Here is a 12285-nt window from a genome sequence, read left to right as displayed (position 1 = left end):
ATGGCTCGCGCTCAACGCCGATTATGCCGACAAGTGGCCGAACATCACCGTGAAGCGCGAGCCGCCCGAGGACGCCAAGGCCCATGACGGCGAGGCCGGCAAGTTCGACAAGTACTTCACCCCGGAGCCCGGCCAGGGCGACTGACCTGGCCTTTCGCCTTGTATTCGCCCGGATCATCCCTATAAGAGCGCCACGCTCGGCTTCGGCCGGGGGCTGAACGGAAGGCGGGGCTTGCCCCGCGGGACCCGCAAGGGGTCCGGTTTCCCGTGTCTCCGCTCTCGAAGACGTCACGGCCTTTCCCGCGGGTTCTGCCCGCCCAAGGCTTCGACGAGGCTCCGCGCCAGGCCGGCAGAACAGGAAAGGCAACATCGTAATGGCATTGTACGAGCATGTGTTCCTGGCACGTCAGGACGTGTCGGGGCAGCGCGTCGACGAGCTGGTCGAGCAGTACCGGGGCGTCATCGAGGCGGCCGGCGGATCGATCGGCAAGACCGAATATTGGGGCCTGAAGAGCCTCTCCTTCCGTATCGCCAAGAACAGGAAGGCGCACTACACGCTGATGAACATCGAGGCGCCGCACGAGGCGGTCGCCGAGATGGAGCGCCAGATGGGGATCAACGAGGACGTGATCCGCTTCCTGACGATCCGCGTCGAGGAGCACGAGGACGAGCCCTCGGCCCAGATGCAGAAGAAGGAGCGGGACGAGCGCCGCCGCCGCGACCGCGAACGGCGCCGGGACGACGAGGAGTAGGATCGATGGTCGATATCGCACAGCTTCCGACGCGGCGTCCGTTCCATCGTCGCCGCAAGACCTGCCCGTTCTCCGGCGAAGGCGCGCCGAAGATCGACTACAAGGACGTCAAGCTCCTGGAGCGCTACATCTCCGAACGGGGCAAGATCGTCCCTTCGCGCATCACGGCGGTTTCCGCCAAGAAGCAGCGCGAGCTCGCCAAGGCGATCAAGCGTGCCCGCTTCCTGGGCCTGCTCCCCTACGTGATCAAGTGACCGGCCGCGGCATGCGCGGCTGAGGCTGGGGCGGCGAGGCGCCGCCCCTAACCGCTGCGGCGGGACAGCAAGGAGAACGAAATGGAAGTGATTCTTTTGGAGCGCATCGCCCGGCTCGGGCAAATGGGCGACGTGGTGCGCGTGCGCGACGGCTTCGCGCGGAACTTTCTGCTGCCGCAGAACAAGGCGCTGCGCGCCACCGAGCAGAACCGCAAGCGCTTCGAGCGCGAGAAGGTCCAGCTCGAGGCCCGCAACCTCGAAGCGAAGAAGGAGGCCGAGGCCGTCGCCGAGAAGCTTTCCGGCCAGACCTTCACCGTGATCCGGCAGGCGGGCGAGACCGGCCAGCTCTACGGCTCGGTGGCGACCCGCGACATCGCCGAGCTGGCGAGCGGGAGCGGCTTCAGCATCGAGCGCCAGCAGGTTCGGCTCGACCGTCCGATCAAGACGATCGGGCTGCACGAGCTGCTGATTTCCCTCCACCCCGAGGTCGAGGTGCCGGTCACGATCAACGTCGCCCGCAGCGCCGACGAGGCTGCCCGCCAGGCGCGCGGCGAGGACCTCACCCGCCGCCAGGCCTTCGAGGAGCCGGAGATCGAGGACGAGTTCGAGGAGGCTCCCGAGGCCGAAGGCGAGGGCGAAGCGGCCTGACCCGCCGGACGCGGATCGAACATCGAGGGCGCCCTTGCGGGCGCCCTTTTTCGTTCGCGCGGCCGGTTTCGTTCGACGGCTTGCAGACCGGGGACATGGCGCATAGCTTTCCGTGACCGACGCGTCGGAAGCCGCTCACGCCGACCGGAGAGTGCGGATGAACCCGTTGCTTCGAACACTCCTCCGGAGTGCCATTCGAAGGGGATCCCTGAACGTCAAATGGGCCGACGGCAGCCGGACCGTCATCGGGGATGGCGACGGGCGCACGGCAAACCTCAACTTCCATGCCCGCGCCGCCGAATGGGCCGTTCTCCGGAACCCGGAGCTCGGCATCGGCGAGGCCTACATGGCCGGCGAGCTCGATTTCGCTCCCGGCCGCGCCATCGATTTCCTCCTGCTCGTCAACGACAACTGGCAGGGGCGGCGGCCTTCGCCCTGGATGGAGTTCGTCGCCAGGCTGCGTTACCTGAAGCGGCGCGCGGTCCAGCACAACGACCTCTTTCGCGCCCGCCGCAACGTCGCCCATCACTACGATCTCGACGAGCGGCTCTATCGCCTCTTCCTCGATCGCGACATGCAGTATTCCTGCGCCTATTTCGAAACGCCGGAGACCGGGCTCGACGAGGCGCAATGGGCCAAGAAGCGGCACATCGCGGCGAAGCTGCTCCTTGGCCCGGACATGGACGTCCTCGACATCGGCTCGGGATGGGGCGGGCTCGGCCTCTCCATCGCCGAGATGACCGGCGCGCGCGTCACCGGCGTCACGCTGTCCTCCGAGCAGCACCGGGTCTCCCGCGAGCGCGCGGTCGAGGCCGGCCTCTCCGGTCGCGTCTCCTTCGAGCTCCGGGACTACCGGCGGCTCGACCGCACCTTCGACCGGATCGTGTCCGTCGGCATGTTCGAGCATGTCGGGGTCGGCCATTACCCGGAGTTCTTCGCGACCTGCGCGCGTCTGCTGAAGCCCGACGGGGTGATGCTCCTCCACGCCATCGGGCGCACGGAAGGCCCTGGCGCCACCAATCCCTGGGTCGTCAAGTACATCTTCCCGGGCGGCTACACGCCGGCGCTGTCCGAAGTCCTGCCGGCCATCGAGCGTTCGCGCCTGATCGTGACCGACATCGAGATCCTGCGGCTCCATTACGCCGAGACGCTGAAGGCCTGGCGCGAACGCTTCATGGCCCACTGGGACGAGGCGGCCGCGATCTACGACGAGCGCTTCTGCCGCATGTGGGAATTCTACCTCGCCGGCTCCGAGATGGCGTTCCGCAGCGGCGACATGATGGTCTTCCAGATCCAGATGGCGCACCGGCAGGACGCCGTCCCCCTCACGCGCGACTACATCGGCCTCGCGGAGCGCGCGCTCGAGGACGTGCGGGATCGCGGCGAATCGCTCCGCCTTGCCGGCGAGTGACGAATCAAGCCTCCTTCGAACGAAACGGGTCGATGGTTGAATAGCGGGCGAGACCGCGCCCGGGGCCGATGTTTCGCTGGGCCGATGACGGCGCGGACGATATCAACCGGGCACCTGCCGTTCCGATCGCATTGACATGGTTCCGATGACCCTTGCCGCCCACGCCCTCGTTCCCGTCGAGCCGCTCCCCAGGCAGAGCCCGCACAACATCGAGGTGGAGCAGGCGCTGCTCGGCGCGATCCTCATCAACAACGAGGCGTTCTACCGCGTCTCGGATTTCCTCGAGCCGGTCCATTTCTACGATCCGCTGCACCGGCAGATCTACGAGAAGGCGTCGCAGCTCATCCGGATGGGCAAGGTAGCCGATCCGCGCACGATCAAGTCGTTCCTCAAGGAGCGGGAATCGGTCGGCGACATCACCGTCGCCGAGTATCTCGGGCGGCTCGCCTACGAGGCTACGACGATCATCAATGCCGAGGATTACGGCCGCGCCATCTACGACCTGGCGATCCGGCGGGCGCTGGTCTCGATCGGCGAGGAGATGGTCAACGTCGCCTATGACGCGCCCGTGGACATGCCGCCGCGCGAGCAGATCGAGGACGCCGAGCGCCGGCTCTTCGAACTCGCCGAGACGGGCCGTTACAATGGCGGCTTCCAGAGCTTCACCGAGGCGCTGAAGGCGGCGATCGACATGGCCGGCGCCGCCTTCAAGCGCGCCGGCCATCTCTCGGGGGTCGCGACCGGGCTGGAGGATCTCGACCGCCTTATGGGCGGGCTGCAATCCTCCGACCTCATCGTGCTCGCCGGCCGGCCCGGCATGGGCAAGACCTCGCTCGCCACCAACATCGCCTACAACATCGCGCGCGCCTGGCGCGGCGAGCAGCAGCCCGACGGCTCGATCAAGACGGTCGACGGCGGCATCGTCGGCTTCTACTCGCTGGAAATGTCGTCGGAGCAGCTCGCCACCCGCATCCTCGCCGAGCAGGCCGGCGTGCCCTCCTCCGAAATCCGCCGCGGCGCCATCCACGAGGACCAGTTCGACCGCATCGTCGAGGTGGCGCAGGAGATGGCCCGGATCCCGCTCTACATCGACCAGACGGGCGGCATCTCCATCGGCCAGCTCGCCGCCCGCGCCAGGCGGCTGAAGCGCCAGCGCGGCCTGGACTTCCTGGTCGTGGACTACCTTCAGCTGGTCCAGGGCTCCAGCCGGCGCGCGTCGGAGAACCGCGTGCAGGAGATCACCGAGATCACCACCAACCTGAAGGCGCTCGCCAAGGAGCTGAACGTCCCGGTCATGGCGCTCTCGCAGCTCTCGCGTCAGGTCGAATCGCGCGAGGACAAGCGGCCGCAGCTCTCGGACCTCCGCGAATCGGGCTCCATCGAGCAGGACGCCGACGTCGTGATGTTCGTCTTCCGCGAGGAGTACTATGTGAAGAACCGGAAGCCGAAGGAAGGCACCGAGGAGTTCTTCGCCTGGCAGGCGGAGATGGAGCAGCTCGGCGGCCGCGCCGAGGTGATCGTCGGCAAGCAGCGTCACGGGCCGACCGGCACGGTCGTCCTGCAGTTCGACGCCGACGTCACCCGCTTCTCCTCGCTCGCGCAGGAGGACCGGATGCCGGCGCGCTACGAATGACGGCGGCCGGCGCATCCGAAGCCGCCGAAGCGCAGGAGGTCGATGGCCGCGGCGGATGGTGAATGCGACTTCAGAGCAGGAGCCGACCGGGCGGGACGCCGAGGACGCGTTTCCTGCCGCAGCCGGATTGCGCCTGACGATCGACCTCAGCGCCCTCGTCCGGAACTGGCGGCGTCTCGCCGGACTGGCGGCCGCAGCGGAGTGCGCCGCCGTGGTGAAGGCGGACGCCTACGGCATCGGCCTTGCCGCTGCCGTGCCCGCCCTGCGCGAGGCCGGCTGCAGGACGTTCTTCGTGGCTCTTCCGGAGGAGGGTGCGAAGGCGCGCGCGCTTGCACCGGATGCAGCCATCTACGTCCTCAACGGCTTCTTCCCCGAGGCGGCGGCGCTCTACCGGGCCGCGGCGCTGCGGCCGGTTCTCGGCCATCGGGGCGAGATCGAGTCCTGGGCGAGCGCGGCCGGCGGCGCGCCTGCCGCCCTCCATGTCGATACCGGGATGAACCGGCTCGGGCTGCGGCCGGACGAAGCCGCCGCCCTGCCGCCCGGTCTTGCCGAGCGCGCCGGGATCGCGCTCGTGATGAGCCACCTCGCCTGTGCGGACGAGCCCGGCCACGAGCTGAACGCGGTCCAGCTCGCGCGCTTCTCGGCGCTGCCTCTCCCGCACCCGGCCGCCCATCGCTCGCTCGCCAACTCCGCCGGCATCCATCTCGGCACGGCGTACCGTTTCGACCTCGTGCGGCCCGGCATCGCGCTCTATGGCGGCGCGAGCCACCCCGATGCTTTGAGCGAACCGGTGGCGACCGCGGAGGCGCGCATCCTCCAGGTGCGAAACGCATCCGCCGGCGAGACCGTCGGCTACGGCGCGGCGGAACGTCTCGCCCGCGACAGCCGCATCGCGATCCTCTCCGCCGGCTATGCCGACGGCTATCCGCGCAGCGCCGGCAAGGGCGAGCGGCCGGCGGCGCAGGTCTTCGTCGGCGGCAAGCGCTTGCCGATCCTCGGGCGGGTCTCCATGGATCTCATCGCAGTCGATGTGACCGACCTCCCCGAATCGAACGTGGAGCCGGGCGGCTGGGCCGAGCTCTTCGGGCCCTGCATGCCGATCGACGACGTCGCCGCGGACGCCGGCACGATCGCCTACGAGCTCCTGACCGGCCTCAGCCGGCGGGCGGCCCGGCGCCATGCCGACGGAGGGACGAGCTGATGGCGCGGCCGCGCGCGCAATATGTCTGCGCCGCCTGCGGCGCGGTTTCGCCCCGCTGGCAGGGGCGATGCGATGCCTGCGGCGAGTGGAACACTTTGCAGGAGGAGGCGCCGAGCGCCGCGCCGGTGGCGCTGAGGACCGGGCGCGGGCGTCCGGTGCCCCTCGTTTCGCTTGCCGGCACGTCGGCGCAGGTGCCCCGCACCGTCTCCGGCATCGGCGAGCTCGACCGCGTGACGGGCGGCGGCTTCGTGCCGGGCTCCGTCCTCCTCGTCGGCGGCGACCCCGGCATCGGCAAGTCGACGCTCCTCATCCAGACGGCGGCAGCGCTCGCGCGCCAGGGCAAGCGCGTCGTCTACGTCTCGGGCGAGGAGGCGATCGACCAGGTGCGGCTGCGCGCCGAACGGCTCGGCCTGCGCGACGCCCCCGTGGAGCTCGCCGCCGAGACCCGCGTCGAGGACATCGTGGCGACCCTGGAATCCGGGCCGCAGGTCGATTTCGTGGTGGCCGATTCGGTGCAGACGCTCTGGACCGAGCTGGTGGAGAGCGCGCCGGGCACTGTGACGCAGGTCCGGACCTCCGCGCAGGCCATGATCCGCTACGCCAAGAAGTCCGGCGCCTGCGTCGTGCTCGTCGGCCACGTCACCAAGGACGGCCAGATCGCCGGCCCGCGCGTCGTCGAGCACATGGTCGACGCCGTGCTCTATTTCGAAGGCGACCAGGGCCACCAGTTCCGCATCCTTCGCGCGGTCAAGAACCGGTTCGGGCCGGCCTCCGAGATCGGCGTCTTCGAGATGACCGGCAGCGGCCTCAGCGAGGTCGCCAATCCGTCCATGCTCTTCATCGGCGAGCGCGATTCCGGCAGCCCCGGCACCGCCGTCTTCGCCGGCATCGAAGGCACGCGCCCGCTCCTCGTCGAGGTCCAGGCGCTCGTCGGCGAGACCGCGCTCGGCACGCCGCGCCGCGCCGTCGTCGGCTGGGACCCGAGCCGGCTCGCCATGATCCTCGCCGTTCTTGAAGCGCGATGCGGGCTTCAATTCGGCAGTCACGATGTCTATCTGAACGTCGCCGGCGGGTTGCGGCTTTCCGAGCCTGCCGCCGACCTCGCCGTCGCCGCCGCGCTCGTCTCCTCCCGCGCCGGGGTGCCGGCGCCGCGCGAGACGGTCTATTTCGGCGAGGTCAGCCTGTCCGGCTCGGTCAGGCCGGTGGCTCAAACCGGCCTGCGCCTCAAGGAGGCCGAGAAGCTGGGGTTCAACCGGGCGATCCTGCCCGCGGGCGGAGGTGACGTGGAATGCTCGACACTGGCACTCCATCCCGTTACCACCCTCGCCGACATCGTCGCTGCGATCGCGGCGGGCCAGGCCCGCGCGCGGTCATCCGCCGCGTCGGACCGCTGAGGCTCGCTGCAGCGGTCGGCGGCTTGCTGGAGACTTCCTGAATGCCCTTCACGGTCCTCGACGGCATCCTGGTCGCGATCATGCTGGTTTCGGCGGCCTTGGCCATGATCCGCGGCTTCACGCGGGAGGTCTTCTCGATCGCCTCCTGGGTCGCCGCCGCGGCCGCCACCTATTTCCTCTGGGAGGACCTGCTGCCCTACGTGCAGCAGTACATCGACGACAAGAACCTCGCGCTCGGCGTCACCGTCGTCGCCATCTTCTTCGTCACGCTGCTCGTCGTCTCGCTGATCACGATGCGCATTTCCGACTTCATCCTCGATTCCAAGGCCGGCCCGCTCGACCGCACCCTGGGCTTCATCTTCGGCGCCGGCCGCGGCCTCGTCCTGGTCGTGATCGCTGTCCTCTTCCTCAACTTCTTCATCGCGCCGGACAAGCAGCCGCCCTGGATCTCCGACGCCCGCACCAAGCCGTGGCTCGATTCGATCGGCAACGACCTGCTCGCCGCCCTGCCCGAGGACCCGGAAGCGGAGATCATGGAGCGCCTGCGCGGCGAGGAGCCGACCGAGGTGCCCCGCACCGCCGAGGAGCCCGGCGCCGAGCCCGGCATCGCGGAGGACGACCAGAACGCGCTCGACCGGCAGCTTCGCTCGGGCCAGGGCCAGTAGGGAGCTCGCCATGCACGACTGGCCCGCCACACCGTTCGATGACGACAAGCTGCACGAGGAGTGCGGGGTCTTCGGCATCTACGGCCATGCGCAGGCGGCAGCGCTCACCGCGCTCGGCCTGCACGCCTTGCAGCACCGCGGCCAGGAGGCGGCCGGCATCGTCTCCTTCGACGGGCGCCAGTTCTGGAGCGAGCGGCACATCGGCCTCGTCGGCGACAATTTCACCAAGCCCGCCGTCATCGAGCGGCTGAAGGGCAACCGCGCCATCGGCCACAACCGCTATTCCACGACCGGTGCGCCTGTGCTCCGCAACGTCCAGCCCCTCTTCGCGGAGTTCGCCGGCGGCGGCTTCGCCGTCGCCCACAACGGCAACATCACCAACGCCCGCACGCTCCAGCGCATGCTGCAGCGGCGCGGCTCGATCTTCCAGTCGACCTCCGACACGGAGACGATCCTCCATCTGATCGCCACCAGCCAGCGCAGCCAGCTCGTCGACAAGCTCGTCGAAGCGCTCGCGCAGGTCGAAGGCGCCTTCTCGCTGGTCGCCCTCACCGAGAAGAAGATGATCGGCTGCCGCGACCCGCTCGGCGTCCGGCCGCTCGTCCTCGGCGACCTCGACGGCTCCATGGTGCTCGCCTCGGAGAGCTGCGCCCTCGACATCATCGGGGCCCGCCTCGTGCGCGAGATCGAGCCCGGCGAGATGGTGGTCATCACCGACCACGGCATCGAATCGATGAAGCCGTTCCAGCCCAAGCCGTCGCGCTTCTGCATCTTCGAGCACGTCTATTTCGCGCGTCCCGATTCGCTCGTGGAAGGCACCAGCGTCTACGAGGTGCGCAAGCGCATCGGCGCCGAGCTCGCCCGCGAATCGCCGGCCGACGCCGACGTCATCGTGCCGGTGCCGGATTCCGGGACGCCGGCCGCGATCGGCTTCGCGGAGGCGAGCGGCATCCCCTTCGAGCTCGGCATCATCCGCAACCACTATATCGGCCGGACCTTCATCGAGCCGACCGACTCGATCCGCCACATGGGCGTGAAGCTCAAGCACAACGCCAACAGCGCGATCCTGAAAGGCAAACGCGTCGTTCTCGTCGACGATTCGATCGTACGCGGCACGACCTCCGTGAAGATCGTGCAGATGGTGCGGGATGCCGGCGCGGCCGAGGTGCACATGCGGATCGCGAGCCCGCCGACCACCAATCCCTGCTTCTACGGCGTCGACACGCCGGAGAAGTCGAAGCTGCTCGCCTCCCGCATGTCGATCGCCGACATGGCCGAGTTCATCCGCGTCGACAGCCTCGCCTTCCTCTCCCTCGACGGCCTCTACCGCGCGGTCGGCGAGGAGGGGCGGAACGCGCTCGCCCCGCAATATTGCGACGCCTGCTTCACCGGCGAGTACCCGGCGCGCCTGACGGACCACGAGAACCGCGGCGAGGTGCGCCACCTCAACATCCTCGCCGAGTCGGCCTGATGGCGGAGCAGGTGCTTCGGGACCGGGTCGCCGTCGTCACCGGCGCCTCGCGCGGGATCGGCTATTTCGCGGCCAAGGCCTTCGCCGCGGCCGGCGCGCACGTGCTCGCGGTCGCCAGGACCGTGGGCGGGCTCGAGGAGCTCGACGACGAGATCAAGGCCGCCGGCGGCGCGGCGACCCTCGTGCCGCTCGACCTCACCGACCATGCCGGCATCGACCGCCTCGGCGCCGCGATCTTCGAGCGCTGGGGCAGGCTCGACGTCCTGCTCGCCAATGCCGGCGTGCTCGGGCAGCTCTCGCCGCTCGGGCACGTCTCGCCCAAGGTCTGGGACGAGGTCATGGCCGTGAACGTGACCGCCAACTGGCGCCTCATCCGCTCGTTCGACCCGCTCCTGCGCCGATCCGACGCCGCCCGCGCTATCTTCCTGACCTCCGGCGCGGCGCAGAACTGCCGGCCGTTCTGGGGGCCCTATTCGGTCTCCAAGGCGGCGCTCGAGGCGCTCGCGCGCACCTATGCCGCCGAAAGCCGCAAGACGGCGATCCGGGTCGCGCTGGTCAACCCGGGCCCGATGCGGACCGCAATGCGCGCCAAGGCGATGCCGGGCGAGGATCCGGCCACCCTGCCCCACCCGTCCGAGATCGCACCCGAGCTCGTGCGGATCGCCGCGCCGGGATACGATCGCTTCTTCTCACGTTTCGACTTCGCCAGCGGCGCCTTTCTCGATCTCGCCGACACGATCTGACCTGCCGCCATTCGCGGGCGCGGGCCGGAGTTCGACGGACCAGCGACGGATGCCGTGCAGGCTCCGCCCACCGACCGCGAAGGAACCCTGATGAAGCCCGTGTCAGTGCCGCCCTTCGCGGAGTTCGTGACGCTCGTCGCGCTGATGATGGCCGTCACCGCGCTCGGCATCGACAACGTGCTCCCGGCTTTCGGCCCGATCGGCGAGGATTTCGGCGTCGCGGACGAGAACCGCCTGCAGTTCATCGTCTATTCCTACATGATCGGCTTCGGCGTGATGCAGCTCGTCTACGGGCCGCTCGCCGACGTCGTCGGGCGGCGGCCGACGCTGCTCCTCGGCTACGCCATCTTTGCTCTCGGCTGCCTGCTGGCCGTGTTCGCCCCCAGTTTCGAATTCCTCCTTGCCGCCCGCGTGATCCAGGGCATGGGGGCAGCCGGCGGCCGCATCGTGTCGGTGACCGTGGTGCGCGACTGCTACGAGGGCCGCGAGATGGCGCGCGTCATGTCCTTCACGATGATGATCTTCATCATCGTCCCGGTGTTCGCCCCGGCGGTCGGCAGCGGCTTCCTCGCGATCGGGAGCTGGCACCTCATCTTCGCCAGCATGCTCGTCTTCGCGCTCGCCATTCTCGGCTGGTACGCGCTCCGCATGCCGGAGACGCTCCGCCCCGAGTACCGGTTCCCGTTCTCGATGAGCCGGATCCTCGCTGGCATCCGGCTGAGCGCCACCACCCGCGTCTCGATCGGCTACTCGACGGCGATGGGCCTGATGTTCGGCTGCCTGATGGGCTATATCGGCTCGGCGCAGCAGATCTTCGCGACCGACGTCTACGGCCTCGGACCCTATTTCCCACTGGCCTTCGGCCTGGTGGCGGCCGTCATGGGGGTCGGCTCCTTCCTCAATTCGAGGCTGGTGCGCCGCGTCGGCACCCGGCGCATGTCGCATACGGGCATCTGCGGGTTCGCGGTCGCCTCGGCGCTGCAGGTGGCGCTCGCCCTCTCCTATGCCGGCAAGCCGCCCCTTGTCCTGTTCGGGCTCGTCCTGTCGGCGAACCTCTTCCTGTTCAGCCTGACCCTGCCCAATTTCAACGCGATGGCGATGGAGCCGCTCGGCGCGATCGCCGGCACCGCGTCCTCCTTTATGGGCTTCTACATGACGCTCCTCGGCGCCGGCTTCGGCCTTCTCGTCGGCCAGGCCTTCGACGGTACGGTCCTGCCGCTCGCTGCCGGGTTCCTGGGGCTGAGCATTCTCGGCGTGCTTGTCGTGTTGTGGACGGAGCACGGCCGGCTGTTCAGGCCGCGCCAGCCCGACGCGGCCTGACCGGCGCCGGCGGCCCGCCGCAGGGGCGGCGGGTCCGTGCGCCGCGGCGTCAGAAGATGGCGAACTCCGGCCACAGGCCGACGGCACCCTTGTAGAGCAGCTCGAGCGCCACGTAGAGGATCACGGCAAGGCCGATATAGGCGATCCAGCGATAGCGCTGCAGGATGCGCGCGACGAAGGTCGCCGCGAGGCCCATCAGGGCGATCGAGAGAACGAGGCCGAAGACCAGCACCCAGGGATGTTCCATCGCGGCGCCGGCCACGGCGAGGACGTTGTCGAGCGACATGGAGACATCGGCGATGACGATCTGCCACGCCGCCTGCGCGAACGTCTTCTTCGGCACGCCGCCGCTGACGGTGCCGTCGGAATTGAGGTCTTCGTCGACGAGGGCCTCCTCGCCCGCAAGCTCCTCGACCGGGTCGTGGCGAAGCTCGCGCCACATCTTCCAGCACACCCAGAGGAGCAGCAGCCCGCCGGCCACCAGCAGGGCCGGGCCGAAGGCGAGCAGCTGCGTGGTAGTGAGCGCGAACAGGATGCGCAGCACGGTCGCCGCGGCGATGCCGAGCAGGATCGCCTTGTTGCGCTGCTCGCGCGGCAGCCCCGCGGCGGCCAGGCCGATCACGATCGCATTGTCGCCGGCCAGCACCAGGTCGATCATGATGACCTGGAGGAAGGCCGTCATCACGTCGGCCGAAAAGATTTCAGACATTCAGAACCCTCATTCCTCAGCAACGAGGAACGGCCGCATGGCCCGCCTGCAACACCAAGGAAGGGATGGCGCAATGCGCGTTGC

The 12285-nt window shown here is 69.1% G+C and carries 13 protein-coding genes; 12 read left to right on the top strand and 1 reads right to left on the bottom strand.

Going from position 1 to position 12285, the window contains the following annotated elements:
- From ACUN0C_RS17050 to ACUN0C_RS16995, 12 genes are all read left to right on the top strand, one after another.
- The coding region (locus ACUN0C_RS17050) for a DUF3470 domain-containing protein (RefSeq protein ID WP_445467454.1) at positions 1-145 on the top strand (145 nt) is incomplete at its 5' end.
- Positions 146-374: 229 nt separating this feature from the next.
- Positions 375-752 (top strand): 30S ribosomal protein S6, encoded by a 378-nt coding sequence (gene rpsF, locus ACUN0C_RS17045; protein ID WP_445467601.1) that lies wholly within the window; start codon positions 375-377, stop codon positions 750-752.
- Positions 753-757: 5 nt separating this feature from the next.
- Positions 758-1006 (top strand): 30S ribosomal protein S18, encoded by a 249-nt coding sequence (gene rpsR / locus ACUN0C_RS17040; protein WP_445467600.1) that lies wholly within the window; start codon positions 758-760, stop codon positions 1004-1006.
- An 81-nt stretch (positions 1007-1087) separates the two neighbouring features.
- On the top strand, positions 1088-1654 hold the full coding sequence (gene rplI, locus ACUN0C_RS17035; RefSeq protein WP_445467599.1) for a 50S ribosomal protein L9: 567 nt from the start codon (positions 1088-1090) through the stop codon (positions 1652-1654).
- Between the two features lie 157 nt (positions 1655-1811).
- Positions 1812-3065 (top strand): class I SAM-dependent methyltransferase, encoded by a 1254-nt coding sequence (locus ACUN0C_RS17030; RefSeq protein WP_445467598.1) that lies wholly within the window; start codon positions 1812-1814, stop codon positions 3063-3065.
- Between the two features lie 145 nt (positions 3066-3210).
- A complete protein-coding gene (locus ACUN0C_RS17025; protein WP_445467602.1) occupies positions 3211-4698 on the top strand; it encodes a replicative DNA helicase in 1488 nt (495 codons plus the stop codon).
- Positions 4699-4753: 55 nt separating this feature from the next.
- Positions 4754-5899 (top strand): alanine racemase, encoded by a 1146-nt coding sequence (gene alr / locus ACUN0C_RS17020; protein WP_445467597.1) that lies wholly within the window; start codon positions 4754-4756, stop codon positions 5897-5899.
- A complete protein-coding gene (gene radA, locus ACUN0C_RS17015; RefSeq protein ID WP_445467596.1) occupies positions 5899-7293 on the top strand; it encodes a DNA repair protein RadA in 1395 nt (464 codons plus the stop codon). Before alr ends, radA begins: the two co-directional genes overlap by 1 nt.
- Before the next feature lie 41 nt (positions 7294-7334).
- Complete coding sequence (locus tag ACUN0C_RS17010; RefSeq protein WP_445467595.1) at positions 7335-7958, top strand: CvpA family protein; 624 nt, start codon at positions 7335-7337, stop codon at positions 7956-7958.
- 10 nt (positions 7959-7968) lie between these two features.
- Positions 7969-9429, top strand: a complete 1461-nt coding sequence (purF, locus tag ACUN0C_RS17005) for an amidophosphoribosyltransferase (RefSeq protein WP_445467594.1) — start codon at positions 7969-7971, stop codon at positions 9427-9429.
- Entirely contained in the window at positions 9429-10172 is a 744-nt protein-coding gene (locus ACUN0C_RS17000; RefSeq protein WP_445467593.1) for an SDR family NAD(P)-dependent oxidoreductase, read from the top strand. The genes purF and ACUN0C_RS17000 overlap by 1 nt, the downstream gene beginning before the upstream one ends.
- A gap of 90 nt (positions 10173-10262) precedes the next feature.
- On the top strand, positions 10263-11492 hold the full coding sequence (locus ACUN0C_RS16995; protein ID WP_445467592.1) for a multidrug effflux MFS transporter: 1230 nt from the start codon (positions 10263-10265) through the stop codon (positions 11490-11492).
- Between the two features lie 49 nt (positions 11493-11541).
- Here ACUN0C_RS16995 and ACUN0C_RS16990 read toward each other — a convergent pair whose 3' ends face one another.
- On the bottom strand, positions 11542-12201 hold the full coding sequence (locus ACUN0C_RS16990) for a TerC family protein (protein ID WP_445467591.1): 660 nt from the start codon (positions 12199-12201) through the stop codon (positions 11542-11544).
- Between the last annotated feature and the right edge of the window lie 84 nt (positions 12202-12285).

The organism is Faunimonas sp. B44, assembly GCF_052655945.1.
The sequence above is the reverse complement of the archived record's forward strand: the minus strand, read 5'-3'. Positions and strand labels throughout refer to the sequence as shown.

Excerpts from the sequence above, each read along its gene's own strand:
- radA (WP_445467596.1), top strand. The coding sequence starts at position 5,899 with ATGGCGCGGCCGCGCGCGCAATATGTCTGCGCCGCCTGCGGCGCGGTT.
- alr (WP_445467597.1), top strand. The coding sequence starts at position 4,754 with ATGGTGAATGCGACTTCAGAGCAGGAGCCGACCGGGCGGGACGCCGAG.
- ACUN0C_RS17025 (WP_445467602.1), top strand. The coding sequence starts at position 3,211 with ATGACCCTTGCCGCCCACGCCCTCGTTCCCGTCGAGCCGCTCCCCAGG.
- ACUN0C_RS16990 (WP_445467591.1), bottom strand. The coding sequence starts at position 12,201 with ATGTCTGAAATCTTTTCGGCCGACGTGATGACGGCCTTCCTCCAGGTC.
- ACUN0C_RS17010 (WP_445467595.1), top strand. The coding sequence starts at position 7,335 with ATGCCCTTCACGGTCCTCGACGGCATCCTGGTCGCGATCATGCTGGTT.
- rpsF (WP_445467601.1), top strand. The coding sequence starts at position 375 with ATGGCATTGTACGAGCATGTGTTCCTGGCACGTCAGGACGTGTCGGGG.
- purF (WP_445467594.1), top strand. The coding sequence starts at position 7,969 with ATGCACGACTGGCCCGCCACACCGTTCGATGACGACAAGCTGCACGAG.
- rplI (WP_445467599.1), top strand. The coding sequence starts at position 1,088 with ATGGAAGTGATTCTTTTGGAGCGCATCGCCCGGCTCGGGCAAATGGGC.
- ACUN0C_RS17030 (WP_445467598.1), top strand. The coding sequence starts at position 1,812 with ATGAACCCGTTGCTTCGAACACTCCTCCGGAGTGCCATTCGAAGGGGA.
- ACUN0C_RS16995 (WP_445467592.1), top strand. The coding sequence starts at position 10,263 with ATGAAGCCCGTGTCAGTGCCGCCCTTCGCGGAGTTCGTGACGCTCGTC.
- ACUN0C_RS17000 (WP_445467593.1), top strand. The coding sequence starts at position 9,429 with ATGGCGGAGCAGGTGCTTCGGGACCGGGTCGCCGTCGTCACCGGCGCC.
- rpsR (WP_445467600.1), top strand. The coding sequence starts at position 758 with ATGGTCGATATCGCACAGCTTCCGACGCGGCGTCCGTTCCATCGTCGC.